We start from the raw sequence: 24,244 nt of genomic DNA, 5'->3' as shown, positions 1-24,244 counted from the left end.
TAAAAAGGGTTGAAACTAATTCAACGATAATAAAAGTACGGATAATTTTTAATCCAAATAAGATTAAATAATCATTTGAATTGCGTCCATACTGTGGGCGCAATTCAAATTCTACATAGAAATTATTGTATTTTGGATCTTACACCCTCGCAATCTGCGCTCCAATATTCTTCAACCGCTGCTCAATAAACTGATACCCCCGGTCAATCTGGTTTACGTTGTGGATTACACTTTTGCCTTTGGCCGAAAGTGCAGCAATCAAAAGCGCTACCCCGGCGCGAATATCCGGCGAAGTCATCGAAATACCCCGCAGTGGCTGCCGACGGTCGAGGCCAATCACAGTGGCCCGGTGGGGATCACAAAGGATGATTTGTGCACCCATATCGATCAGTTTGTCCACAAAGAACAGGCGACTTTCAAACATCTTTTGGTGGATCAGCACGCTACCGCGGGCCTGCGTAGCCACTACGAGCATGATGCTCATCAAGTCGGGCGTGAAGCCCGGCCAGGGTGCATCGTAAATGGTCATGATCGAACCATCAATGAAACTCTGGATTTCGTAATGTTCCTGGGCAGGAATGCGGATGTTGTCGCCCTGGATCTCCATCTCAATGCCCATCCGTTCAAACATATGGGGGATGATGCCCAAATCGGCCACTCCGGCCCCTTTGATGGTCAGGTCGGACTGGGTCATGGCGGCTAAGCCAATGAAACTACCTACTTCAATCATGTCGGGCAGCATGCGGTGCTCGGCACCACCCAGGCTTTCCACTCCCTCAATAATCAACAGATTGGAACCCACGCCACTGATGCGGGCACCCATGCGGTTGAGCAGTTTGCACAATTGCTGGACGTAAGGCTCACAAGCAGCATTGTAAATGGTGGTAGTACCTTTGGCCAGTACCGCGGCCATCACAACATTGGCCGTACCGGTCACCGAAATTTCGTCCATCAGGATATAGGTACCCCGGAGTTCTTTCGCTTCTACAAAATAGACATTGAGGTCTCCATCAAATTTGAACTCGGCGCCCAGCGACTGCAGGCCCAAAAAGTGGGTATCCAAACGGCGGCGGCCAATTTTATCGCCTCCCGGTTTTGGTAAAAAAGCTTTGCCAAAACGCGCCAACAACGGCCCAATCAGCATAACCGAGCCGCGAATTTTGCTCGCTTTATTCAGAAATTCAGCCGAATTGAGGTAGACCAAATTGATGTCGTCGGCTTGAAAGGTATAGGTATCGGCGCTGGTTTTTTCCACTTTTACGCCGAGACCTTCCAGGAGCTCAATGAGGAGCACTACGTCCTGGATTTGGGGCACATTGGCGATGGTAACTTTTTCAGCGGAGAGCAAGGGTGCGCACAACACCTGCAGCGCTTCGTTTTTAGCGCCTTGGGGTACTATTTCACCGGACAGGGGCTGGCCGCCGATGACTTCAAAAGCGTCGAGAGTCATTTGTGAAAAGGTTCCTGAAATTTGATTTGAAACAAAGACACCCAAGATCCAACGGCACTTCGCCTTCGCTCAGTGACCGTTGGATCTTGGGTGTCTTTGTTTCAAACCAATTCCTTATTTCCGTTTATTGTTTCTTTGTTGTTTGAAGCCGCCACTGTTGTTGTTTTGCTGGCGACCACCGTAGGAGGAGCGACCACCGCCCCCACCATTGTTGCTGCGCTGCTGGCGGTTGTTGCTGCCACCCTGGTTATTGGTGCGGCGGCGGTTGTTGTTGTTCATGTTATTGCCTTGGTGAGCGGGCGTCAGGTTTTCGATGGAACCCAGTTCGTCCAAAGACAATTTGCCTTGAGAGATGATCTCCAGGTCGGTTTTGATGACATCGTCGCTGACGAAGTGCTCCTTGTTCCAGGTGCGGTAAGCCAACTTCATGTAGGAAGCAATGGTGGCTACGAAGCCATTGCGCTTAGGGCCTGGTTCCATTTCCAGGGCACGACGGATCAGGCGTTGCACGTTGTTGCCATAATGCCGAAAACCTGGCTCTGCAGTCGGGTAATTGACCTTGTCCGGTTTGCGGTTGTCGTCTGCCGCTGAAGGGGTAATGCCATTGGGTGGCGTTACGCGGAGGTCGTAATTGGCAATTTTAAAAACGTGGCGCCAAAGTTTGACGCGGTAATCTTCCAGGTTCCGGTTTTGAGGGTGCATCATCATCATCATGTTGACGATTTCCTCTACAACGTGCTGGCGGGCGCGATCGTCCGCTATTTCTTTAGCGTAAAGTATCATGTTTTGTACATTTCTCCCATACTCGGGGATGATTAGCTCATCCTTTTGAGAGTTGTACCCCATGGTGGTTACGGCTTCTTTGTTGCTCATTTTTATGGTTTCTATTCTACCGTGACTGATTTGGCCAGGTTGCGTGGTTGATCTACATTACATCCTCTCATTACTGCAGTGTAATACGAAAGCAATTGTAAGGGAATCACCGACAACAGAGGCGAAAGCGGGTCTTCGGTTTCGGGTATTTCAATGGTGTAGTCGGCAATCCGGCTGATGGTATCATCGCCTTCTGGCACTATCGCAATAACTCTGCCTTTGCGTGCTTTGACCTCCTGGATATTGCTGACGATTTTATCGTAGGCGCTGCGATTGGTAGCAATGACAATGACTGGCATGTTTTCATCGATGAGCGCAATTGGGCCATGTTTCATTTCCGCAGCCGGATAACCTTCGGCATGGATATAGGAAATTTCTTTTAGCTTGAGTGCTCCTTCCAGCGCAACCGGAAAATTATAACCCCGTCCCAAATAAATGGCGTTGTGGTGGTCTTTGATTTCCGCTGCAATATACTTGATCTTATCGTCTTGTTGCAATACCCTTTTAATCTTTTCTGGAATTTGGGTCAATTCCACAATCAATTTGCGGTAATATTGCTCCGAAATGGTGCCTCGGTGGTGCGCCAGGTACAAGGCCATGAGGGTCAGGAGGGTAACTTGACCGGTAAATGCCTTGGTGGAGGCTACTCCAATTTCCGGTCCAGCGTGGATGTATGAGCCTGCATGGGTAGTACGCGCAATGGAAGAACCAACCGAGTTGACCACGCCATACAGGAACGCACCTTTCTCTTTGGCAATCTCCAAAGCGGCCAAAGTATCGGCAGTTTCTCCGGATTGAGAAATGGCAATGACCACGTCTTTTTCCGAAATGACCGGATTGCGGTAACGAAACTCGGAAGCGTATTCTACTTCCACAGGTATCCTCGCCAGGTCTTCAAACAGGTATTCTCCAATCAAACCAGCGTGCCAGGAAGTACCACAGCCAATCATCACAAAGCGTTTGGCCTTGGCTATTTTGGCGGCGTAATCGGCCAGGCCGCCCAGGTGAATCCAGCCCTCATCCGCGTTGATGCGCCCCCGCATACAATCGCGGAGGGTATTGGGCTGTTCCTGGATTTCCTTGAGCATGAAATAATCGTAGCCGCCTTTTTCCAGCAACTCGATCTTCATCTCCAACTCATGGATAAAGGGTGTTTGTTTTTCGTTGTTGATGCCGCGAATGTCGTAGTGCCCATCCCGGTGCAGTACCGCAATTTCTTCGTCATTGAGGTATATCACCCGATTGGTATGCTCTACAATAGGGGTAGCATCCGAGGCTACGAAAAACTCCTGGTCGCCCAGGCCCAGTACCAAGGGGCTGGCTTTGCGGGCAGCAACCAATTTATCGGGCTCCTGCTGGTCCATCACTACAATCGCATAGGCACCGACTACCCGGGTAAGCGCCAAACGGACTGCTTCCTCCAGAGGGAGTTGATCCCGGTCTTGTACGGCCTGAATCAGGTTGACCAAAACTTCGGTATCGGTATCGCTGTGAAAAACGTGTCCTTCTTTCAGGAGCGCCGTTTTTAACAAGTCGTAGTTTTCAATGATACCATTGTGCACCAGGGCCAGACGGCCATTGGAAGAAAGGTGCGGGTGAGCGTTTACGTCATTGGGTTCGCCGTGGGTAGCCCAACGGGTATGGCCAATGCCGATGGTAGCGTGCAGCGGTTTTCCTGCCGCGTGGGCTTCCAGATCACTGACTTTTCCTTTCTTTTTGTAAACCAATAAGTCGCCGTTGTGAAGGGCAACTCCCGAGCTGTCGTATCCACGGTACTCCAGCCTTTTTAATCCTTTGATGAGTTTGGGGTAGGCGTCCGCAGCGCCTAAATAAGCGACGATTCCACACATGTTCTACTAGCTATTAAGTGAAAAGTGAAAAGTGAAAAATGAAAAATAGAGCAGCAAACCCCAGATAGTCTGCTTGCTTTTCACTTTTCACTTTTCGCTTTTCACTGTCCCAGTTGGGTATAATACAACTTCAATTTTGCGCCATACAGGGGGTGATCGGCCCGGTACAGGGTGGTTCTTGCGGCTGATTCGGCTAATGGAAAGGCCTTGAGGTAAATGTCATTAGGCACTTTCCCTTTGATTATATTTTGAACGTGTGCGCTCAGGTTGATAGTATATGTACCTGGCTCATTGTTTACTCCACTGACGTAGTTGCCACCATAATAAAGATCAAGATTATTTGTTTGGACGGCAGCATCAAAATCTTCAACTACGGTAAGTCGGCCTTTATCATTGCGGTACATGGCCAGAATACGCGGGCTGGGGGTAAAGAATACAGGTTCATCGCCGGGGACATTGGCCACTTTGAGTACCAATTCGGCTTTGTTGACGATGACGTTTTTCAGGTTTTTGAGGCCAGGGATGGTAAACTTGCTATTGGCTCCTTCTTGCCCCTGGAGCAGAATGTACTCCTGATTGGGTTCACCGGCCAGGTATTTGCCCAACAAACTGGTGCCTCGGTCGCGGGTAATGGAATTGGCTGCTACAAAACCAAATACATAGCGGTATTCTTGAGTGCTACCGGTCGATGTTTTGAAATACATGTACAAACCTGCGCGACTAGAAGTAAGATCAAAGGCAGCCAGTGCTTTGCCAATATTGGTCGTTTTTAATTGCAAGCCGTAAAAGGCTTTGATGAATTTGACCCGGCTTTTGTACACTGCTGTATCGATGCCCAACAATTTAGCCTTAAACTCAGGGTCAGTGATAGGGATGCGCAATTGAGCGGGTACTTTTGTTTCAACGGCGGTGTTGGTGGAATAGTCCTTGATTTTAATTGAATCAAAGTTGACAGCAAAGGTTTTGGCCTGCAAGACCCCTGCATTAGCTGGCAATTTTTGATTACCGTAATAGTTTTTATCCAATGCAAAGGAGTCGGCCAATTCCCGAATTTCCAGGTCATACCGTTGAGCCTTATCGCCGTAAATGTTGGCAGTACTGTAAGGAAGGACCAATACGATGGAGTCAACGGTAATGCCCAAACCAGGATGGGTTTGGAACGCGGGCACCAGCTGAGTTTGGATTGCCACATCCGTCAAGCCCATGATTGGGTCATTCATTTTACCCAAAAAGTATCGGGATATAAAACCACTTGAAGCAGCAGTGGGAATGGAATAAACCAATAAAGAATCTCCTGGTACAGCCGTAGTCGTGATTTTGAAGGTATCGATATTTTGAACGTTGACCAGGTCTTCATCCAATAAATCCGAACCCGTATCGATGGGGTTGGTACAAGAAAAAACAGTAGCCAGGCTCAAGCCTAAAACAGTCAGGTAACAACTAAAATGCTTCATGGTGAAGTGTGAAAATTAATCGAAATGGTTAAGAAGGTTGAGGAAGGTTGAGAAGGTTGAGGCTACCGCAGCGATGTTGACATTGTCCTTGTCTAAGTCGCTCGCGGCAGCCTCAACCTTCCTCAACCTCCCTTAACCTTCTCAACTAAATTTGAGCAGTGTAGCACTTATTCTGCCACAATCTGGCCCATTAAAGTTTGGTAGAATTCCATAATTTCAGGCAGATCCTCCGGACTTTGGCCATTGATCACCGGTTTATCGGTTTGTGCCAAAATCGCCTGGATGTCCTCATTGTAGCTGTGGCTGCCCTTGACTACTCCATCGGCGAAAGCAATCGCCCCTTTGTGGAGGGTTACTGCGCCATCCGTTTCGTAAGCGGCCAGTTCTTCGGCGGAGATGTTGTTGATGCCTGCTTTAGCCAAAAAGGTCTCCAGATTGAAAGAATCTTCCAATGCTTCATTGTACACCGAATAAACTACTTTGGTGTTTTGAAACAAAGGATCACTTTTGTAGGCAGACTTGAGGTAGAATGGAATCAAACTGGTCATTGGCCCCAGGCAATGTACTACATCGGGTGGCCAACCAAATTTTTTCACTGTTTCGATGACCCCCTTGCAGAAAAACACGGCCCGATCGGCGTTGTCATCAAAAGGAACCCCACTATCGTCTACAAAAACCGACTTGCGTCGGAAAAAGTCATCGTTGTCCAAAAAGTAGACTTGCATCCGTGCTTCTTGCAACGAGGCGACCTTGATGATGAGTGGGTAGTCGTCATCGTCGACAATAATGTTCATCCCGGAAAGCCTCACCACTTCGTGGAGTCGATGCCTTCGTTCGTTGATAGAACCAAATCTAGGCATTAAAACCCTGATTTCCAGCCCGTTTTCCTGGATGTGTTGTGGCAATTTTCGAGCCATAGCTGCAATCTCAGAAGCGACAGTATAAGGCTCCATTTCTTGCGTCACAATCAGCACTTTCTTCTTACTCATATAGCCGGGACATTATTTTGCCCTGTTTTTACCTCTGTACAACAGATTTTTGACAAGGCAACTGCGAACGAGTTGCAAAAGTAAGAAATATTGAGCACTTTTCCTTATTAATGAGCAACTTGTTTCCAAGTCATTCCTAAATTGCGCCAATTTTCTTATCCTCAATATAATAACACTTCATTGCCAACGATGTTTTTGTACCACACCCTTAGTGAACTTCAGCAGTACCTCAATTCTCGCCGCCGATTGGGCGAGCAGATTGGATTTGCACCAACCATGGGGGCCCTTCATTCAGGGCACCTCGATTTGATTCGCCACAGCAAAGCGCACAATGCTTGTACAGTGTGCAGCATTTTTGTGAATCCTACGCAATTCAATGATCCCAAAGATTTGGAAAAATATCCGCGTACACCTGAGAAAGACCTCGCAATGTTGGAATCGGTTGGTACAGAAGTTGTTTTTATGCCCGCTGTAGAGGAAATTTATCCGCCGGGCCTGGAAACGACATTACAACTGGAGTTGGGGCAATTGGACAAAGTGATGGAAGGTGCCTTTCGCCCCGGGCATTTTCAGGGCATGGCCCAGGTGGTCAAACGCCTGCTCGACATCGTGCAGCCCGATCGTTTGTACATGGGGCAAAAAGATTTTCAACAATTCAGCATCGTGGGGCACATGATCCGGCAATTGAACTTGCCAGTAGAATTGGTGATGGTACCCACTGTAAGGGAAGCAGACGGGTTGGCGATGAGCTCGCGCAATGTGCGCCTGAGTGAAGCTCAACGGACGGTAGCTCCGGTGATTTACCAAACTTTGAGCTGGGCCAAAACGCAGTTGGGCATTCAACCCATTGCTGAAATCGAAGCGGAAGCGATGCAACGACTGAGTTTACCTGAATTTCGGCCAGAGTATTTTCAAATTGTAGATGGGCGGACTTTATTGCCAGTTATTGAGCCTACAGAGCACAAATGGATTGTAGCTTGTGTGGCAAGTTGGGTAGGGGAGGTGAGGTTAATTGATAATTTGGAATTGAAAAAATAAAAATACTCAGCAGTGTGACACGTTAGCCCTTTGATCGCAAACCTAGTCGATTCCCTTCCGTATCCAACAATACCGCCATGTACCCTTGCTCAGGTGAAATTTGCCGTTTTTCAATTAGAATTTCTCCCCCCGCAGGAGTCACTTTATCCAAAATACTGCTTAAGTCTGGATTGGCATTCAGGTAAACCAAAACTCCATCCGTACTGGGCTTATACACTCCCGGATACTGGCAAAGCGCAAAGCCTCCGGTGGTAAAAATGGCCATTTTGAACTCGCCCATATCGAGCAATTGGGTTTTTTCTTCAAAAACGGCTTCGTAGAAGGTTTGCGCCCGCTGTATGTCGGTAGCCGGAATTTCAATCCAGGTTGGTTTCATGGTTATTGATTTTAGTGCAGGGTAAATTTAAACAAAAAGCCCAAGTTGCAAATGCTTGCGCAACTTGGGCTTCAAATATTATGAGTAGTTGTTTACACAAAATCTTCGCTGTCCTTTTCTTCGTCCGAATCGTGAGAAGCAGGTGCGCTAGGGTCAATCTTTTTGCGGATGATCATGTAGATGTAGCCAAATGCAATTGCGGCAGCAGCAAAGCCCACAATCCAACCTACAACTGGGATGTGAGACACCAAACGCAAACCTAGGAACAGCGCCATAGCAACCAGGGTGACAGCACCGCGGCTCCAGGTTTGATCCTTCAATTTACGCCATTCATAAGCGGCGATCACCGCAGGAAGCGCGACTGAGGTACTCATCATGGCACCGTATACACCCATGCCGATTACTCCAACAGGAATACCTATTACAGTTGCAAAGGCAATACTAGCCAAAAATGGAATCCCAATCAGCAACATCGTACCCAGTCCAAAAGCAGGCCCGGCATTGCGGGAGGCTTGGCCAGCATAACGGGTAAACATTTTATCTCCAAAGGCAATCAGCAAAATGGTCATGAACAAACCGCTAAATACCTGGAAGAACCCAATGCCCCGTTTTACTTTGTGGGATACATCTTTCAATTTGAATTCCCAATCGGCCCAGTCAGGCTTTAGGGCAGAACTGTAAGATGCTTTGACTCCGTCGGCGAGTTTACCACTAAAACTTGGGTTGTGGCGCTCAGTCCAATATTTTACATTGCCACCAAAAAAGGCGGAAGAGCCCAGGACCAGCCTTTTTGCCGCGAGTTCACTTTCACCATTGACCCGGCCATTGATCTCAATGAATCCAGCCTTGGCTTCAATACCTCCTTCTACATCGCCATTGAGATACAATTTACCACCAGCAATGTGTACTTTGCCAAGCACATTACCATTGAGTCGGACTTCGCCACCAGCAATAATCAAATCGCCGCCAATGCTTACGCCTTCGTCAATGGTGATTTCCCCGCCAGTTATGGTAAGGTCGCCTTTTACGTTTTGGGTCACCCGTACTTCGCCACCCAGGATGCGTACATCGCCTTCACTTTGGCCGTTCAATCTGATCTCGCCACCCGCCAGTAAAACATCCTGCTGAGTAGCACCATTGACGCGGATATTGCCACCCGCGCTGACCAAATCTCCGTTGACTTTGGCGTTGATGTTCACATCGCCCGCAGCGACGTATACATTATTGGGTGCATCTTTGGAAAGGGTAACTGTTTTACCCGTTTTTACATCTGATGCTCCGGCGATTCCTACATTGAGCAGCAGGAAGCTAATGAGTAAGGTGCCCGTTTTTTTCATTCTTCAAAAATTGTGTCGGTGATGACTTACAAGTCGGTTATATGTCGGGCAAGTTGTTATCAAATCGTTAAGATGTCCAGTTTTTTCTCTGAAGGTGGGTTTTTTATCGACGGTGGGAAGAATGACTTTGTTTTATAGCTTAGTAGACCTATTCTATTTATCTGTTTATTCAAAAGTTATGAAAGACGAACACTAGGCTTCAGTACTTACAATCGACGTCTTCACCCCCAAATGTATAATCCGGCTCCCTGTCGGATTAATCGGATCCACACTTTTGCCAATGATGATACCGTCTTCGGGTGCGTGATATTCGCGGTTGAGTTTGCCAAAAATGCTACGGACTTCGGCCACCAATTGTCCCTTTTTGACTTGTTCGCACACCCGGGGGATCACGTGCAGGATTCCACCTTCATCCGTGTGCATCCAGTAGGAGCGTTGGCAGAGAATAATGGGGTCATTGCAAACGATGATTTCACCCTTCAACATGTTGAGGTAATAAATGACGTTGTTGATGCCTTGTAGGGCATCTTCGATGACTTCAAACTGAAAGATATGGGGGTCGCGCAATTCGAGGGTAATTGCGTGAATGCCTAGTGAACTGGCCGCACCACGGAAAGTACCATCGTTGGGCTTGTTGTGTAGAATAATCTCCGGATTTTGCAGACGTGCCATCCAGGCGGTGATCTCTGAATTCATATCAGCGCGAATGTACCAGGAGTTGACCCGCCCAAAGCTGGCCGTATGTAAATCAATCAGGTAGTCGAAGTTTTTGAGGATACGATCCACAATGCGGTTGATGTACACCTCACTGACGTTGCCATCGGGTTTGCCCGGAGCAATGCGGTTCAGGTCGGCTCCGTCGTTGAAGCGGCGGGTTTCGCGCAGCAGCCCGGGTACATTCATGACTAGTACCCCTACAATCGTTCCATGCAGTTTTTGGACATCGATGGTGCGGAACAAACGTTGGATCACAGGAATGCCGTTCAGCTCATTGCCATGGATAGCAGCGGTAAGGCCCAATACCGGGCCATCGTGTTTGCCGCGTGCAACCATAATTGGCAACAATACGGGTTCACCAATTCCATTGTCGCTGAGGTGAAGCCAATATTCGCCGATGGTACCTGGGGCGGTGGCGCCCAAATCCAGTTGGGTGATGCCCTGACCCGCTAAACCCTTCAATTGCAGCATAGGGAAAATCATTGTGTACAGCGGTAAGTATAACAAAAAAAAATGACCTCCCAAATGGAAGGTCACGAATTACACTCACTAGTTTATGAAACTTAAGCCGACTAAAATCATATTGTATGAAAGAATAACATCCGAAGTCTGGAAAAATTGCCTGTATAATACTTAAATTTTTCCTAAAATTCTAGCACAATCGCTAAGAAAATGTGAAATCGGCAGTATTTCTTTCAAAAAATTACAAACTCATAACTTAATAGACTCGATTTGGGCCAATTTGGTTGTTTGGATTTGAAATTTTAGCTTTTTTTTAACCACATTTTAATCCAGAACCAGGGCTTGACCAATTTTTCGCGCAAATCGAAATCGGTGTACATCGCCGAAAAATACTCCAGGATTTTTCGGTTGCCATCGATGATATTAGATACGAAATTTAATAGTGAAGGGTTACCTCCAATCTGCTGCATTTTATAACTTAGCTTCATTTCGGAGCCTAAAACTCTTTGAATACGAACATCATATGCAATTAAAAAAATATCAGAAAAATTTTTCTCCTGCAAACATAGCACCGCTTGTTCCGCAGCAATGATGCCACTATAGAAGGCATTGCCGATGCCTTCTCCGGTAAGTGGGTCAATCAAGTGTCCGGCATCACCTACCAACATGAAATGATCGCCAGAAATCCGACGGGTTTTAGACCCTAAGGGCAGGCCATAACCTTCAAACTTGCCAATCAGTTCCGCATTTTTAAAACGTGGACTGATCGCCGGATCTTCTGCGATGATGCGGGCCAATTCTTCGCGAAGGTTTACACCCCGTTTTTTGACAATATCGCTGCGCATACCGATGCCTACATTGGCTTCACCGTTGGGCAGGGCAAAAATCCAGAAGTACCCGGGGGTAACATTTTTGATGAAATGCAATTCGATAAAGTTGTCGGTGGGAATCTCACTCACATTGCGGTAGTAGGCCCGTACAGCTGCGGCATGGTGTTTGGGGTCTTTTTCCAGTCCCGCGTATTGTCGACTGAAGGGAGAGTGGGCACCTGATGCGTCGATCAGGAGCTGGCAATCGATGTGGACGTCTTTGAGCTTGCTGTGCAGGCGGAATCCCAGGTCGGTCCGCTCATAGGCATCAATGGGCGTTTCCAATAAAAGTTGGATGTTATCCCGCCGCTTTACTTCTTCGATCAAAAAATTGTCGAATTCCATACGTTTGCTGACGTAGCCAGGAGCCATTTTTTCATTGCGGACATACCCGGCTTTAAAGGGGATATCCAGTTTTTTGCGGTTCGGCGCTACAAAACGTACGCCCCAAACGTCGGTTTGAATGGGTTCGGCGTGAAAGCGCTGCATGATCTCGGGATCGAGGCGATTGAGCAAGGTGGTTACTTTGCCACTGATGGCGTCGCCACAGATTTTATCGCGGGGGAAAGTGGCTTTATCCACCAAAATACAAGGAATGCCCAAGTAGCTTAATTTCAAGGCAGTAGCCACCCCTCCTGGGCCAGCTCCCATGATGCAGACATCAGTTTTGAGATTCAAAGTAGTAGAATTTTTGGTAATATCGGGAAAAGCTTGCAAAGCATCATCTTCAACAACCCAAGACTTTAGTTGTTGTAAAAACAGTTACGGCGCCTGAGGGACAAGCCCCCCGCGCCGATAACTTACCAACCATTATGAATCAATAGCTACTATAAATCTTTCTTAGACCTTGTCTAAAAGCAGATTTAAGCTGCTTTTTTATTCTTTTTAGCAGCTTTAAAAGCTTTTTTCGAGGTTTTGCGCTCAGCCTTTGCTTTTTTTAAGTTGGCATCCAAACTGGCTTTCGCTTTGTCCTTGCCCTCTTTTTTCTTCAGCTTTTTAAAGGCTTTTTTCAATTCATCAACTTGTTCAATCGCAGTAACCCATTGCTTTTTAAGCGCCTTGATCTTCTGCTTGATGGCCTCCAGTTTTGCTTTTGAGTTGGCTTTGTCTTTAGCCTTCTCTTTTTTTGCCTTCGCTTTTTTGCTGACAGCATCTGGGGTTGGCGAAACTGGTGTAGTCAAATTGGCTTTGGCTTTTGCTTTGGTTGAAGCTCCAGCTTTGGGGCTACTTACTTTTGCAACAGGTTTTTTGGCTTCCTTTGGTTTGGCAGAAGCTCCTTTTTTACGTTCAGGAGTAACTTCTTTGATTTGTGTTTCTGGAATGGGCTCCATTACCTTTTTCTTTCCCATTAAAAATTGACTTTTTACATGCAATTAAAAAATAGTTTACATTCAATTAACACAAAGGTAAAGGGAAAAACCCAAGAAGTAAATAGCCCGGCAAAAACTTAACATTGGAATCCAATGCTTTACTGCACCAATAGCTTGTTGTGCCAAATTCCCTGCGCGGAAAGCAGTTGTACCGAATAGATTCCTTTACTCAAACCTTGCAGGGGAATGTCCATGTAGGGATTATTGATGATGCTGCGAAAAACAATTTGCCCTTGGACATTGGACAATATTACCTGCCCTGATTTGGGTAAGCCATCCAGGCGGGTAAATTCACGGGCGGGATTGGGGTACATGCGAACGGGTAAGGTAGGTAAATCACGCGTGCTAGTGGCAATCTGTGCTTGTACCGTAGCAAAGAAAAACACAGTTTGAAACACGGCGGGTTGAACACATTGCCCGTGGTTTGCATTGCTCTGCACATCGGCTGATTTGACATCCTTTGCTCCCCGTAGTTGCATGATTGAGTCGGCCAATACACTATTCCGATAAGTGACCTGATCATCTGCTTTGCAATAAAAGATACGGGTAGGTGCTTTTGGGGCCCAATCGTATACATCGTTATCACGCATGGCCAACAAGAAGGGGTGATTTGGATTTTTGGAGACATTTTCCAACAAACTATCCTGAAACATAAGGCGAGAAATGGGTTTGCCATGGCGCTTGGTCAGGGTATCGATCAACCCACGATTGAGTTCAGTCAGATCAATCTCACGGCGATAAAATTTCATGGCCATATCGGCATAGGGTTGCTTGAGCAGTTTTTCGACATTGTCGTGGATCTTGTACATCTGGTTGTACGATAGTGCGACCCAGGCCGTATACCCTACATAATTATAAGGCTCATCACTGAGCAAGCGTTTGAAGGTTTCGCCGGAAATGCTGTAGGGGCCCGACAAATGTGCAGCAGCAGTTACCGGGAAAATCTGACTGTAATTGCGTTCCAATTCCCGATGTAAGGCCATTGAAGCGTGCCCGCCCTGGGAGTATCCAGTTAGGTACAATTGGCCATTGAGTGGGAATTTTAACTTTTCGGCAAATTCTTTGGTAGCGTACAGCAAGTCGACGGCGGCACTGGCTTCGGTAGCAGCATGCACGTAAGGGTGGAAACCACGGGATTCTCCTAACCCCAGATAATCGGGAGCAAGGGCAACATAGCCCAAAGCTGCTCCAACTCCAGCCAATTCCCAGCCGCCCCGGCGTTCGGAAGGCACATCGCTGGGGCCACTCACGGTACCATGTTGATAACAAAGGAGCGGAAGTGATTTATCTTCCACAACCGGAAAAACGACCAAGCCCGTAGCCGTATCTGGCTTGCCATCAATACCCGTAGTGAGGTACCAAACCTTATAAGTGGTGATGCTGTATTGCACCAGTGGGCCATAGGCCTGCACCAATTCATTTTTGGTCACAGTACCCATCGGGCGGGTTTTGATCAGGCGACTTTGGGCAAGCGCCCCGGTGGTCAAGAGCAGTATACCGAGGCTTAGGTTTAAAAGGAGTAATGCTTTTTTCATGGGCTTCATGACTTTAGTTGTGGGCAAAAATAAGTGCTCATTTTTCTTGAGCCAAATGAGCACTTATTTTTTATCGCCCTTTAGTTGTTGATGAAAAATTGACTTTTCAGCCGAAAAGTCCAATGTGGGATACTTATTCTCCAAACGTGTAATGTACTCAAGTTGTTGATGTAAAAATGTTTGATGAGCGACAGTATCTGGATGCAGTGGTCGATGTTGCACTGCTTGGTTGAGTTTTTCCAGCTCCTGAATTTGGGCTTGGGTGGCGGCATCAAAAAACGCATTTGCGAAATAGGCCCAAATATAATCAGTCGCTTGAGTACTGGGGTGAGCAAGGTCTTCCGCGTAAAAACGGTAATCCCTCAAGTCATCCATCAGAAGTTCGTAAGCAGGGAAATAATGAACTTGTGCAAAAGCATGACACAATTGTTCCGTAGCCAATAATAAGGTGGCTTTGCTGCGGGCATTTTCCACGATGCCCTCACGCAGGTAACGAACTGGGCTTACGGTAAGCACTACTTTTAGCTCAGGATGCACCGCAAAACAGGATTCAAGTGTGGCACCGAGTATTTCTACAATTTCGGGCAGCTCCATGCGTCGCTGCTGAAAACTGGACTTGGGCAATTTGTGGCAATTGGAAACGCTGCGTTTTTCTGCCAGGTGGTCCCACACATTGGCCGTGCCCAAAGTCAAAATCAATACGCTTGTTTTTTGGAATTGGGTGTTTGCAGCCCTTTGTGCCAATTCAATATTGGCGAGCGTTTGATCAGCGGAAGGTGCCGAAAAACTGCCATGGTGATCAAAACTATGCCAAAGCCCCTGGTATTCAAATAAATCAGCAACTTGATGGTTTTTGGGCTGGCTGGCTCGGGTCAAACTCAGGGCAACAGAGTAAGGATTAAAAGCAATCCCCAAAGGGTTGTACAAACTCGAAAACTTACGCGCCATTAAACGCTGCCCAATTTGTTCGACAAAACAAGAACCGATGCCTAAAAAGTGATCGGCATAGCTCAAGTGAAACGGATAAGCGGGTGGAGGCAAAATGCTCCGAAAATGCTCCATTTTGCTGCTTTTGGTGGCTCCATCAAATCTACTGACAGCTTTTTTGCCAATTGAATCAACAATTTTATTCAATTTATCGTAAATTTCCTCGCCAAAATCATTGATAACTGCTAATGAGCCTATTTGATCGACTGTTCAGAACTTCCAATACAGGTGTTTCCACAACTCAATTGGACATAAAGTTTGGCCGCTACACGGATTCTTATAAAACTCCGCTGAATTATCAGGCCTGGGAACAGTCATTGGCATTGTTTGAAGAAGACAAATACCTGGATGCCTACCGCGCGTTTTTTCAATACCTGCGTGACGAGCGCGAAGACAATGTTCGTTGGTGGACTGAAGAGGGAACACTGCGTTTTGAATTCTATCAAGGTTCAAAAAAAATAACTGGCTACGCCAATGAAGCAAAATTTCTGGCGGAATCCAGAATCGCTTACTCGGAGGCGTTGAATGTAGGGTTTATGCGGCGGCTCATCGAGCGTAACTTTATCCTGCAATTCAGTCGTTTTGCGCTCGATCCCGAGAATAATCTGACCATTCTTTTTGACACGCCCAAGGTCGACGCTTCGCCACACAAGTTGTACATGGCGCTGCGGGAACTGGCCATCAATGCCGATAAACAGGACGACCTCCTCTTGGATGAGTTCAAAATGTTACAGGCAGTTGAGGCCGATCACTTGCAGGAAATTCCACTCCTGGAAAAAGAAGCCAAGTACAAATTTATCCAGGAAGCCATCAGCAGTACCCTCCGCGAAGTGATGGAAGGCCCCCTCAACCGGGAGCAGTACCCTGGCGCCATTGCTTACTTGTTGTTGAACCTGGTGTTTAAACTCGACTATCTGGTTAAACCTGAAGGGTACATGATGGAGGAATTGGAACGGATTCAACGGCAATATTTCACCAAAGACAACAAGTCGAATATCGATAAAAACCTCCTTCTTGCGAAAGACCTGCAAAAACTGTCTGAACGCCCCAAAGAGGAGCTTTTTAAAGAAATGTACCGGGTGCGTAGCACTTTTGGCATCACTACTCCAGTTACGCATGACAAACTCGTAGCGCTCATCGATACGGAATTGCCCCAAATGGATTGGTATTGCGAAAATGGTTATCTATCGGTAGCCTTATCCATTACGGGATACATTGTTAGTTCGGGTTTGTTCAATTATGCCTTGCCAAAACCTGACCGCGATCTGCTCCACCTCTATATGCAGATTGTTGAAGGGGAGTATTTCCGTTCGCTGGGCTTCAAAAACGATTTTATCGATGCCAGCAGTGGCACAATCAACCGGCGTGCCATTAAAAGGGCGATTGAAGACATTGTTGAAGAAAACAAGGGCCTGTTCCCACGCTTTAGTCCCCGTGCAAGCGAAGTGGACTTTAGCTCCTTGCCCAATTTTTGTCGGACTTACTTGTTGATGATTAAAGGCCTGGAATTGAATTAATTCCCCATCGCCTTTTCCCAACGCAACTTCGCCACCAGGTAGTTGTACCAGGCACTGAGCGCATTGTTCTCGGCCTCACGCAGTGAGAATTCAGTATTCAGCAAGTCGGCAAAAAGTAAATTTCCACCCACGTAGCGTTCCTTTTCCAATTCCAAAATTTTGCGCGCCGTCGCGAGGTTTTGCTGGGTACTTTGCCATTGTACCACACTGTTTTGTAGCGCGGTTTGGGTAGAAGCCACTTCGTAGCCAATGTCCTGGCGAATGCGCTCGATGGTGTGTTGGCTGACCTGGTTTTGCAACTTCAAAACTTCCAGGTTCTTCTGCTTGAGGTTACCGTCAAACAAAGTAAAATTGGTCTGCAACCCAAGGTAAACGGCCGGAAACCATTTTTCCCAAACCGCAAAATTGTTGCTCAAATGTTGCACCGATCCATTGGCAATGGCACTCAAGTTAGGACGGTACTGCTCCTTGATGCGTTGCTGATCGAGCAGATTAAGGGCCAGGCGTTGTTCTTCCTCCTTGAGCTCCCAACGCTGGCCTGTACTTGCTGTAGTTGAATTCGCAATAAGGTCGTTGGTCGGCGGTGCAATGGCACCCACTTCCAAAGCTGTTTCCAAGGGTAACCCTACGCGGTAGGCCAGGTTTTGGCGGCTCAAGCTCAGGTTGTTTTTCGCCTGATCACGCGAGGCTCGACTATTGTCCCTTTCCAGTTGGCTGCGTTGTACTTCACTGGGCAATAGTGCACCCGCATTGAAGCGGTTTTGGCTGATTTGTAAAAGGGACTCCGCCCGTTTGAGCTTTTCTTCAGCGATATTGAGTTGCTCTTGCTTCAAAAATACATCGTACCAGGCTTCCGCAATTGTGAGCCGAAAATTGGCCTTTTGTTTCTCCAAAGTGGCTTCCTGCAACATTCTTTGCCCATCGGCACGCAATTGATCAGTGCGCAAAGTAGGGTCGATGAGGGAATAACTGACATTGAGTGCGCCAGTGATGTTAAATACAGTGCCAAAGCGCAATTTCTGATCTTCGCCAGTGCCACTACCGCCAAATGCACCGGCGGGGATGATGGTGGTAGGTAAAACGAGGTTGCTGCGGAATTCACCATTGGCACTCACAACTGGGCTGCGGCGGGCATCAATTTTGTTGCGTTCTCCCTGGGCAATTTGTACCTGCAAGTTTTGGTTTTTCAAGTCCAAGTTATTGCTCTGTCCCAAAGTAATGGCTTCCTCCAGGCTAATTACCCGGTTGCCGAGCGTAGCCGAGGTACGAGGGGATTGGGCACAAATGAATAAGGAGGTCAAAAAGGATATGGTGAAAAATAGTGGTTTCATGAGTTGAGAGGTTTTACGGGGCGAAAAAAAATAAGTGATTCATTTTGTCAAAGGATTAGATGAGTAAACGGTTTATTTTAAGTGTCTTATCTAATCCTTTGACTCGGAAAAAATGAACACTTATTTTTGCCCCACTACTACGTTCTAAATATTGCCGATGGCTCCAATCCGGTAATCCTGCGAATGGCAAACAAGCTGCCAAATAGTGCAATGAATAAGGTAAGCGCCAAAAAGCCAAAACGCATCCACAAAGGGAATTCAAAAATGGTACCCGCCTGAGCGACTCCGACCTTAAAGCCATTGACAAAAAAGTAGCCGATCAAAAAACCAATGATGGCCAAAATCATGGCCTGCATCAGGATGAGGCGGGTGATGTAGCCGTTGGTGGCCCCAATGGCTTTGAGTGTACCGTAATCCCGAATGCGGTCGATGGCCGCAGAGTAAAGCGTCAGGCCAATGATGACAAAGCCAACGATTAGTGCAAATACAATCAAAGTGCCAAAAGACAGGGCAATGCCACTGGAACTCAACACAGTCAGGATGGTCTCACGGGTGAAATCTTCGCTAGCCCATGCTCGTACCCCTTTCAGGTTTTGGTTGATGTAAAAAATAACTTGCTCGCGGGAAACCTTAGGGTCCCAGGTCAACAAAAAAGCACTGGCCTGATTGTTGGGGATATTGCCCAGGTAGCGGGCTCTTTCAATGGAGGTGAAAGTATAAGTTCCCCCAAATGAACGTACCCCCTTGGTGTTTCCGGCAATGAAGACCTTTTTACCATTGATTTCAAAGTAGTCCCCAATTTTGGCACTCCCCAAAGCTTCGCGGTCAAATACATCCGTGATGATGGCGCCATCTTTAAGCAGATCTGTCGTACTACCCTCACTGAGCATCCAGGGGCCTCCGGCACACTCGGGGTATTGCACTCCGATGAGCACTACACCAGCATTTTTGCCATTGGCAAATCGGGCACCACCCGCTGCCAGCACCAACGGACTGACCCGGGTAACGCCTGGCACACTCGCTAACTCGCGTGCTTTGCGCATATCCAAGGTCGCTAAAGAGTTGACATCATTCGTTGTGTCATCAACCACCCAGATGTATTGCTGATTGTTGCGCACCAGTGCTGACATGGCGTTGGTCAAAAAGATAAAAATACCACATTGTTGTCCAATCAGAAAAACCGAAAGGATCACGCCAAAGAGCGCACCAAGAGACTTGGCTTTGTCATAAAGCAAAAAACGAAGCGCAGTTCTGAACATGATGCTTTAATTTTCTAGTTCAATGACACATTCCACCCGACTACCAATCAATACCTGGCTGTTGTCCTCCAGGCGTACGTGTACTTCGCGCACCCGGCGATCTTCCAGGTTGTCGGCCCGATCAGAAAACAGGGATTTTTGTTTGAGGTAGGCTCCGGTAAATACCACCGTTCCTCGTGCAAGGATGTTGCGCTCCCCTTGTGGGCGGATGTAAGCTTTGTTGCCGTTTTTGACCCGGAGTGCAAACAGTTCGTCTACTTCTCCTACTGCCAGATATGGGCCTTCTTTGGCAAATTCACCCAAAACAGTGGAGGTGCTGATGTAATTTCCCGGTTTCACATCGCAAGAGAGAAAGGTGCCGGACAAAGGTGCACGCAGGCTTTTTTTGCCCAATTGGGTTTGGCTCAAGCTGATGTCGGCTCTCAGCTCTTCCAATCTTGCTTCCTGTTGTTGGATGTTTGCTTGTTGAGCAGTGAGTTGTTTTTGGATATCTTCCACTGTAAAGCGGCTGTCATCCACACTTTGCTGTGTGGCGGCATTGCCTTGCAGGAGTTTGAGGTTGCGTTCGTAGGTATTCTGGGCATTAGCCAGTTTCACCTTGAGCGACTCCAGGTTAGCTTTGGTCGCAGTGATGGATGCCTGCTGGGTTTTGATGCGACTTTGGGTCTGGTGCAATTGAGCATTTTCAATTGAAGATTCAAGCACCACCAATACGTCACCCTTTTTTACCCGGGCATTTTCAGCAAACAAAACCTCCTTGACAAAACCTGCGGTCTCTGCATTGATGCTGATGATTTTGCCATCGGGTTCGATGCGGGCGATTCCCACTACTTCTTTGACCTTCATGGTGGAATCCAGGGGTACTTCAGTGGAGGTCAGGGGTTCTTTTTCGGCAGTAGCTGAGCTTGCATCTTTTTTACCCCCACAACTGCACAATACTCCGATCAGAGAAAAGAGGAATAGATATTTTGTTTTCATGATATAAAGACTAGGCTAGTGATCAAATTTTTGGACCTGGGTAACGATTCCATTGTTGACTGCTACGATCCGATGGGCGTACTGCTCCAGGCGTGGATCGTGGGTAACGACGCATACCGCTTTGCCCTCATTCGCCAGATGACGCAATTCCTGCATGACCACATCCAAGGAGTCCTTGTCCAGGGAGGCGGTAGGTTCGTCACAAAGGATCAGTTTGGGATTGGTTACCAGGGCACGCGCAATGGCAACCCGCTGCTGTTGCCCGCCGGAGAGTTGTTTGGGCAATTGTTTGCGCCGGTCCATCATGTCCACCATTTCCAGGGCAGCATGAGCGCGTTTGCGGCCTTCAGTATTGCTAACACCTTGCAAACGCATCGGCATCATGACGTTGTCTTCAGCAGAAAGGGGGGCTAGTAGATTGAAGCTTTGAAAAACAAACCCAATGGTGTTGAGGCGCAGGCGGGCCAATTGGTTTTCTTTCAAACGATTGATTTCCTGTCCGTCTACCCACAAGCGCCCTTCAGTGGGGTAGAGCACACAGCCCAAAAGAGAGAGTAGGGTCGTTTTGCCCGATCCGGAGGGACCGATGATCAGCAACAACTCACCCTCATTCACCTGCATTGTGGTGGGCTGTAGCGCAACTATTTCCTGATCCCCGACTCGGTATACTTTGTTGACATTTTCCAGTTTGGCAATCATCAGGTATGATTTACAATTTTTTCACAATGAAAAATTATGTTTTCATTGTATTTTAATGTGAAACTGGAAAAAGGAGAAAAGGTTTAGAGGATTGGAAAAAAAAGTTCAAAAAAACAAAAAGGGCAAGACACGAACCTTTCGCATCTCGCCCATTAGCGCAGAAAAAAATGGTAAAATTCTTTGTACAAGCTCAATTGAATTGGCTCAATCGTATTGGTATAGCTCCAAATCTTCAATCAAGTGAATCAGTTTTTGTGCATATTTTTTGTCCGTTGCGTAGCCTGCTTTAGACAAACCATGTGCCCAGTCGGTATAATTGTCTGCTCCGAATTTTTTCAAACCCTTGTAACGTGCACCTTGCAGCAGCATACTGTGTGAACGGAAACTTTCCCAGGCGGAGGGAAAAACGCGGAAAAAATCCTTGTGTGAATCATCTGTGAAATTCCGACAGTGCCCCCGGCCACATGTTCGGGAGAAACATTTGATCCCGAAATGGTTGTTGGCCTGAGCAGAAAGTGGGCTTTCTCCCGCGTCACTTTCCAGTAAGCCCTGAGCTAAAGTAATGCTAGCTGGAATGCCGTATTTGCTTTGTTCCCCCTTGGCGATATCCGCAAAGCGCTGCACATAGGCCAATTGCTTTTGTCGTTTGGCCTGGCGCTTGGTGGCAGGCTCAAATACCTCGTCCTGATCCGGGAAGCTCACATTTTGGAAGGTGTTGGCCAGTTCGCCTAAGGAATTGGCTCGGGTGATGGCAGCGGCGCTCCGCCCGGGCGGCCCGCTCTCTATGGGTTTAGAAGCAGCCGAGGAGCGAGGCGCAGTTGCCTCCCCCTCGCTGCTAAAAGAGAGCATAGAAACGTTCATAGGATGTAATGGTTCTTTGGTGTAAGCGGTTTTTTGGGCATTGGATGTTGAACCGGGGCTTAGGCTTTGAATCTGCACCATTGGCTCAGCGCTGTTCAATTGAAGGTTTACGCTGAGTTCCCGCGAACTGAAGCCATATACCGCAATTGAACAAAGGGCAGTTTGAAACCAATAGCGGTTGACTGCTCGGCGCAAGTCGCGATGGGTTTGTTGTAACTTGGATTGTACCACAGTCAGGTGATCGAGTTTGAAAGTTTTCATAGTTTTATGTTTCGGCTGTTGTATAATCGGAGCTTGTTTTAAAAACAACAATGCAAATAAAATAAAAACTTTTTGTTTTGTCAAACAAAAAATACATTTTGTTTTTTGTTTTTCGTTTGCACCTGATACAACCACAGAAGACCAACGATACTCTTTAAGTGTTGTGACGCTATCACAGAATCTGCGTTTAATAATTGGGAGAGTTGCATACTCCGTCTAACTTTGCACCTTAAAATTTTGAAATCTGCTAAGGAAATGAAAAAAATCACATTGGCTCTTGTAGCATTGCTTGCCGTAATCGGTTCAGTTTCAGCTCAAAAGTATGGACACCTCAACTATGGCAATTTGCTGAATGCCATGCCTGCGGTTAAAGACGCAGATAAACAATTGGAAGATTTCCAAAAAGCCTTGGTCACGAAAGGCGAAGAAATGAGCACCAAGCTCAAGGACGGGTATTTGGCCTTTTTGAAGGATCAACAATCTGGGAACTTTTCTCCGGCCAAACTCCAGGAAAGACAAGCCCAATTGGAAGCTGAACAAACGGCTATTCAATCGTATGAAGAAGCGGTGCGCAAACAAATCTCGGACAAGCGGGAGGCATTGTTAAAACCAATTTTGGATCGGGTCAACAAAGCAATTGAAGACACGGCCAAAGAAAAAGGCTTTGCCATGGTTTTTGACACCAGCTCTTTCAACGCCATTTTGTTTGCTAAAGACTCGGAAGACTTGTTTCCGGTGATCAAAGCCAAACTGGGCATCCAATAAGAAGGACAACATGCTAAGGGTCACCCCACGGAAAATTTGGAATGCGACAAAGGTGCTGAGTTCTTATTACCTGAGTCGCCTGCTTCAAAAACCAATTCAATGGGGTGTCCCTTTCAGCATTTCTATTGAGCCAACTACGGCTTGTAATTTGCGTTGCCCCGAGTGTCCCAGCGGCTTGCGGGCTTTTTCCCGGCCCACGGGAAACTTGCGCTCCGATTTTTTTCGAAAAACCATCGATGACCTCCACCGCGATCTCTCCTTCCTGATCTTCTATTTCCAGGGCGAGCCCTACATCAATCCCGATTTTTTGGGCATGGTGCAATACGCCTCCCAGCGCGGCATCTATACCATTACCTCCACCAACGGCCACTTTTTGAATGAAGAAAATGCCCGGAAAACCATTGAATCCGGGCTTGATCGGCTGATCATTTCAGTGGATGGCAGCACCCAGGAAGTGTATGAGCAATACCGCAAAAGTGGGAAACTGGAAGTGGTGCTCCAAGGAGCCCGCAATGTGGTGAAGTGGAAAAAAGAGTTGAAGTCAAAAACGCCGCACCTGATTTTTCAATTTCTGGTGGTTCGCCCCAACGAGCACCAAATTCCAGAAATTTACAAACTGGCCGAAGAAATTGGCATCGATGAGGTTAGGTTAAAAACGGCCCAGATTTACGATTACGCCCAAGGAAGCCCCCTTATCCCAAACCAGGATCGCTACTCCCGCTACCGCAAACAAGCCGATGGAAGCTACCGCATCAAAAACCAATTGCTCAATCACTGTTGGAAATTGTGGCACGCCTGTGTGATCACCTGGGATGGAGTGGTCGTGCCTTGCTGTTTTGACAAAGATGCCCAATACCGCATGGGTAATCTTCAGGAGCAATCCCTTCGTGAGGTATGGCAACAACAACCTTATCGGGAATTTCGGCAACAGCTCCTAAAAGGCCGGGATAAAATTGACATTTGTACCAATTGTACGGAGGGTTGTAAGATTTGGGCTTAGTTGAATTAATTTTTTTCACCGAATTTTATTCCGCCAATTCCAACAATACAGATTAAGAATAGTCGCATCCATTTCTTTGCCCTTTCCAACAATATTCTTCGGTGTTTTTTCCAAAATTCTACTCGGTCATATTTATGTCATTGTTAAGTAAAGTTTAAAAAAATAAAAAGAAAAAGATTGTATTGTTTGCTGAAAGTCGCGACCTTTATCCTCACGTCGCTGAAATAACTCAGCGATTTTCCTATTTGTGCAGTTGAAGTGTAGCA

General features: G+C 47.1%; 21 protein-coding genes. 4 read left to right on the top strand and 17 right to left on the bottom strand.

Features of this window, described 5'->3' with window-relative positions; translation table 11 throughout:
• Positions 1 to 139: 139 nt before the first annotated feature.
• The 5 genes from murA to ACO08K_RS12670 all read right to left on the bottom strand — a co-directional run bounded on the left by murA (position 140) and on the right by ACO08K_RS12670 (position 6,616).
• Positions 140 to 1,450 (bottom strand): UDP-N-acetylglucosamine 1-carboxyvinyltransferase, encoded by a 1,311-nt coding sequence (gene murA, locus ACO08K_RS12690; protein WP_421796770.1) that lies wholly within the window; start codon positions 1,448 to 1,450, stop codon positions 140 to 142.
• A 114-nt stretch (positions 1,451 to 1,564) separates the two neighbouring features.
• On the bottom strand, positions 1,565 to 2,323 hold the full coding sequence (locus tag ACO08K_RS12685) for a DUF4290 domain-containing protein (RefSeq protein ID WP_421796769.1): 759 nt from the start codon (positions 2,321 to 2,323) through the stop codon (positions 1,565 to 1,567).
• An 11-nt stretch (positions 2,324 to 2,334) separates the two neighbouring features.
• Entirely contained in the window at positions 2,335 to 4,173 is a 1,839-nt protein-coding gene (gene glmS, locus ACO08K_RS12680; protein WP_421796768.1) for a glutamine--fructose-6-phosphate transaminase (isomerizing), read from the bottom strand.
• A gap of 101 nt (positions 4,174 to 4,274) precedes the next feature.
• Complete coding sequence (locus tag ACO08K_RS12675) at positions 4,275 to 5,627, bottom strand: DUF4270 family protein (protein ID WP_421796767.1); 1,353 nt, start codon at positions 5,625 to 5,627, stop codon at positions 4,275 to 4,277.
• Between the two features lie 167 nt (positions 5,628 to 5,794).
• Positions 5,795 to 6,616 carry a glycogen/starch synthase gene (locus ACO08K_RS12670; RefSeq protein WP_421796766.1) on the bottom strand — a complete coding sequence of 274 codons (822 nt, stop codon included), beginning with the start codon at positions 6,614 to 6,616 and terminating at the stop codon, positions 5,795 to 5,797.
• 189 nt (positions 6,617 to 6,805) lie between these two features.
• Between ACO08K_RS12670 and panC the strand changes: the two genes are divergently transcribed.
• On the top strand, positions 6,806 to 7,654 hold the full coding sequence (gene panC, locus ACO08K_RS12665; protein ID WP_421798311.1) for a pantoate--beta-alanine ligase: 849 nt from the start codon (positions 6,806 to 6,808) through the stop codon (positions 7,652 to 7,654).
• Between the two features lie 22 nt (positions 7,655 to 7,676).
• On the opposite strand, the gene ACO08K_RS12660 is transcribed toward panC, so the two are convergent.
• The 7 genes from ACO08K_RS12660 to ACO08K_RS12630 form a co-directional block, all read right to left on the bottom strand.
• Positions 7,677 to 8,030, bottom strand: a complete 354-nt coding sequence (locus ACO08K_RS12660; RefSeq protein ID WP_421796765.1) for a VOC family protein — start codon at positions 8,028 to 8,030, stop codon at positions 7,677 to 7,679.
• A 92-nt stretch (positions 8,031 to 8,122) separates the two neighbouring features.
• Positions 8,123 to 9,367 carry a hypothetical protein gene (locus tag ACO08K_RS12655; RefSeq protein ID WP_421796764.1) on the bottom strand — a complete coding sequence of 415 codons (1,245 nt, stop codon included), beginning with the start codon at positions 9,365 to 9,367 and terminating at the stop codon, positions 8,123 to 8,125.
• 192 nt (positions 9,368 to 9,559) lie between these two features.
• Positions 9,560 to 10,555 (bottom strand): succinylglutamate desuccinylase/aspartoacylase family protein, encoded by a 996-nt coding sequence (locus tag ACO08K_RS12650; RefSeq protein WP_421796763.1) that lies wholly within the window; start codon positions 10,553 to 10,555, stop codon positions 9,560 to 9,562.
• Between the two features lie 293 nt (positions 10,556 to 10,848).
• The gene (locus ACO08K_RS12645; protein ID WP_421796762.1) at positions 10,849 to 12,093 is read right to left on the bottom strand and encodes an NAD(P)/FAD-dependent oxidoreductase; all 1,245 of its coding nucleotides are present in this window, start codon (positions 12,091 to 12,093) and stop codon (positions 10,849 to 10,851) included.
• Positions 12,094 to 12,278: 185 nt separating this feature from the next.
• Positions 12,279 to 12,764 (bottom strand): hypothetical protein, encoded by a 486-nt coding sequence (locus tag ACO08K_RS12640; RefSeq protein WP_421796761.1) that lies wholly within the window; start codon positions 12,762 to 12,764, stop codon positions 12,279 to 12,281.
• 119 nt (positions 12,765 to 12,883) lie between these two features.
• Entirely contained in the window at positions 12,884 to 14,320 is a 1,437-nt protein-coding gene (locus ACO08K_RS12635) for a T9SS type A sorting domain-containing protein (protein WP_421796760.1), read from the bottom strand.
• 63 nt (positions 14,321 to 14,383) lie between these two features.
• A complete protein-coding gene (locus ACO08K_RS12630) occupies positions 14,384 to 15,382 on the bottom strand; it encodes a GSCFA domain-containing protein (RefSeq protein ID WP_421796759.1) in 999 nt (332 codons plus the stop codon).
• 113 nt (positions 15,383 to 15,495) lie between these two features.
• On the opposite strand from ACO08K_RS12630, the gene ACO08K_RS12625 reads away from it, so the two are divergent.
• On the top strand, positions 15,496 to 16,824 hold the full coding sequence (locus ACO08K_RS12625) for a hypothetical protein (protein WP_421796758.1): 1,329 nt from the start codon (positions 15,496 to 15,498) through the stop codon (positions 16,822 to 16,824).
• On the opposite strand, the gene ACO08K_RS12620 is transcribed toward ACO08K_RS12625, so the two are convergent.
• From ACO08K_RS12620 to ACO08K_RS12600, 5 genes are all read right to left on the bottom strand, one after another.
• Entirely contained in the window at positions 16,821 to 18,155 is a 1,335-nt protein-coding gene (locus ACO08K_RS12620) for a TolC family protein (RefSeq protein WP_421796757.1), read from the bottom strand. The genes ACO08K_RS12625 and ACO08K_RS12620 overlap by 4 nt on opposite strands.
• 137 nt (positions 18,156 to 18,292) lie before the next feature.
• Positions 18,293 to 19,414, bottom strand: coding sequence for an ABC transporter permease (locus ACO08K_RS12615; RefSeq protein WP_421796756.1), 1,122 nt, complete (start codon positions 19,412 to 19,414; stop codon positions 18,293 to 18,295).
• A gap of 6 nt (positions 19,415 to 19,420) precedes the next feature.
• Complete coding sequence (locus ACO08K_RS12610; RefSeq protein WP_421796755.1) at positions 19,421 to 20,392, bottom strand: HlyD family secretion protein; 972 nt, start codon at positions 20,390 to 20,392, stop codon at positions 19,421 to 19,423.
• 15 nt (positions 20,393 to 20,407) lie between these two features.
• Positions 20,408 to 21,091, bottom strand: a complete 684-nt coding sequence (locus ACO08K_RS12605) for an ABC transporter ATP-binding protein (protein WP_421796754.1) — start codon at positions 21,089 to 21,091, stop codon at positions 20,408 to 20,410.
• Positions 21,092 to 21,295: 204 nt separating this feature from the next.
• Complete coding sequence (locus tag ACO08K_RS12600; RefSeq protein ID WP_421796753.1) at positions 21,296 to 22,213, bottom strand: glycoside hydrolase family 73 protein; 918 nt, start codon at positions 22,211 to 22,213, stop codon at positions 21,296 to 21,298.
• A gap of 255 nt (positions 22,214 to 22,468) precedes the next feature.
• Here ACO08K_RS12600 and ACO08K_RS12595 point away from each other — a divergent pair, with 255 nt between their 5' ends.
• Entirely contained in the window at positions 22,469 to 22,978 is a 510-nt protein-coding gene (locus ACO08K_RS12595; protein ID WP_421796752.1) for an OmpH family outer membrane protein, read from the top strand.
• A 10-nt stretch (positions 22,979 to 22,988) separates the two neighbouring features.
• Positions 22,989 to 23,978: an SPASM domain-containing protein gene (locus tag ACO08K_RS12590; protein WP_421796751.1), complete on the top strand. Its 990-nt coding sequence runs from the start codon at positions 22,989 to 22,991 to the stop codon at positions 23,976 to 23,978.
• The last annotated feature ends 266 nt before the right edge of the window (positions 23,979 to 24,244 follow it).

This window comes from Haliscomenobacter sp. (genome assembly GCF_965225875.1).
In the GTDB taxonomy this organism is placed as follows: Bacteria; Bacteroidota; Bacteroidia; order Chitinophagales; family Saprospiraceae; genus Haliscomenobacter.
Note: the sequence above shows the minus strand (reverse complement) of the source record. Positions and strands in the feature narration are given on the sequence as shown.

What these genes read in the sequence shown, in the direction of transcription:
- ACO08K_RS12635 (WP_421796760.1), bottom strand. Translation starts at nt 14,320, where the DNA reads ATGAAAAAAGCATTACTCCTTTTAAACCTAAGCCTCGGTATACTGCTC.
- ACO08K_RS12630 (WP_421796759.1), bottom strand. Translation starts at nt 15,382, where the DNA reads ATGGAGCATTTTCGGAGCATTTTGCCTCCACCCGCTTATCCGTTTCAC.
- ACO08K_RS12595 (WP_421796752.1), top strand. Translation starts at nt 22,469, where the DNA reads ATGAAAAAAATCACATTGGCTCTTGTAGCATTGCTTGCCGTAATCGGT.
- glmS (WP_421796768.1), bottom strand. Translation starts at nt 4,173, where the DNA reads ATGTGTGGAATCGTCGCTTATTTAGGCGCTGCGGACGCCTACCCCAAA.
- ACO08K_RS12670 (WP_421796766.1), bottom strand. Translation starts at nt 6,616, where the DNA reads ATGAGTAAGAAGAAAGTGCTGATTGTGACGCAAGAAATGGAGCCTTAT.
- ACO08K_RS12620 (WP_421796757.1), bottom strand. Translation starts at nt 18,155, where the DNA reads ATGAAACCACTATTTTTCACCATATCCTTTTTGACCTCCTTATTCATT.
- ACO08K_RS12600 (WP_421796753.1), bottom strand. Translation starts at nt 22,213, where the DNA reads ATGAAAACTTTCAAACTCGATCACCTGACTGTGGTACAATCCAAGTTA.
- ACO08K_RS12650 (WP_421796763.1), bottom strand. Translation starts at nt 10,555, where the DNA reads ATGCTGCAATTGAAGGGTTTAGCGGGTCAGGGCATCACCCAACTGGAT.
- ACO08K_RS12675 (WP_421796767.1), bottom strand. Translation starts at nt 5,627, where the DNA reads ATGAAGCATTTTAGTTGTTACCTGACTGTTTTAGGCTTGAGCCTGGCT.
- ACO08K_RS12640 (WP_421796761.1), bottom strand. Translation starts at nt 12,764, where the DNA reads ATGGGAAAGAAAAAGGTAATGGAGCCCATTCCAGAAACACAAATCAAA.
- ACO08K_RS12605 (WP_421796754.1), bottom strand. Translation starts at nt 21,091, where the DNA reads ATGATTGCCAAACTGGAAAATGTCAACAAAGTATACCGAGTCGGGGAT.
- murA (WP_421796770.1), bottom strand. Translation starts at nt 1,450, where the DNA reads ATGACTCTCGACGCTTTTGAAGTCATCGGCGGCCAGCCCCTGTCCGGT.
- ACO08K_RS12660 (WP_421796765.1), bottom strand. Translation starts at nt 8,030, where the DNA reads ATGAAACCAACCTGGATTGAAATTCCGGCTACCGACATACAGCGGGCG.
- ACO08K_RS12590 (WP_421796751.1), top strand. Translation starts at nt 22,989, where the DNA reads ATGCTAAGGGTCACCCCACGGAAAATTTGGAATGCGACAAAGGTGCTG.
- ACO08K_RS12615 (WP_421796756.1), bottom strand. Translation starts at nt 19,414, where the DNA reads ATGTTCAGAACTGCGCTTCGTTTTTTGCTTTATGACAAAGCCAAGTCT.
- ACO08K_RS12655 (WP_421796764.1), bottom strand. Translation starts at nt 9,367, where the DNA reads ATGAAAAAAACGGGCACCTTACTCATTAGCTTCCTGCTGCTCAATGTA.
- ACO08K_RS12610 (WP_421796755.1), bottom strand. Translation starts at nt 20,392, where the DNA reads ATGAAAACAAAATATCTATTCCTCTTTTCTCTGATCGGAGTATTGTGC.
- ACO08K_RS12685 (WP_421796769.1), bottom strand. Translation starts at nt 2,323, where the DNA reads ATGAGCAACAAAGAAGCCGTAACCACCATGGGGTACAACTCTCAAAAG.
- ACO08K_RS12625 (WP_421796758.1), top strand. Translation starts at nt 15,496, where the DNA reads ATGAGCCTATTTGATCGACTGTTCAGAACTTCCAATACAGGTGTTTCC.
- panC (WP_421798311.1), top strand. Translation starts at nt 6,806, where the DNA reads ATGTTTTTGTACCACACCCTTAGTGAACTTCAGCAGTACCTCAATTCT.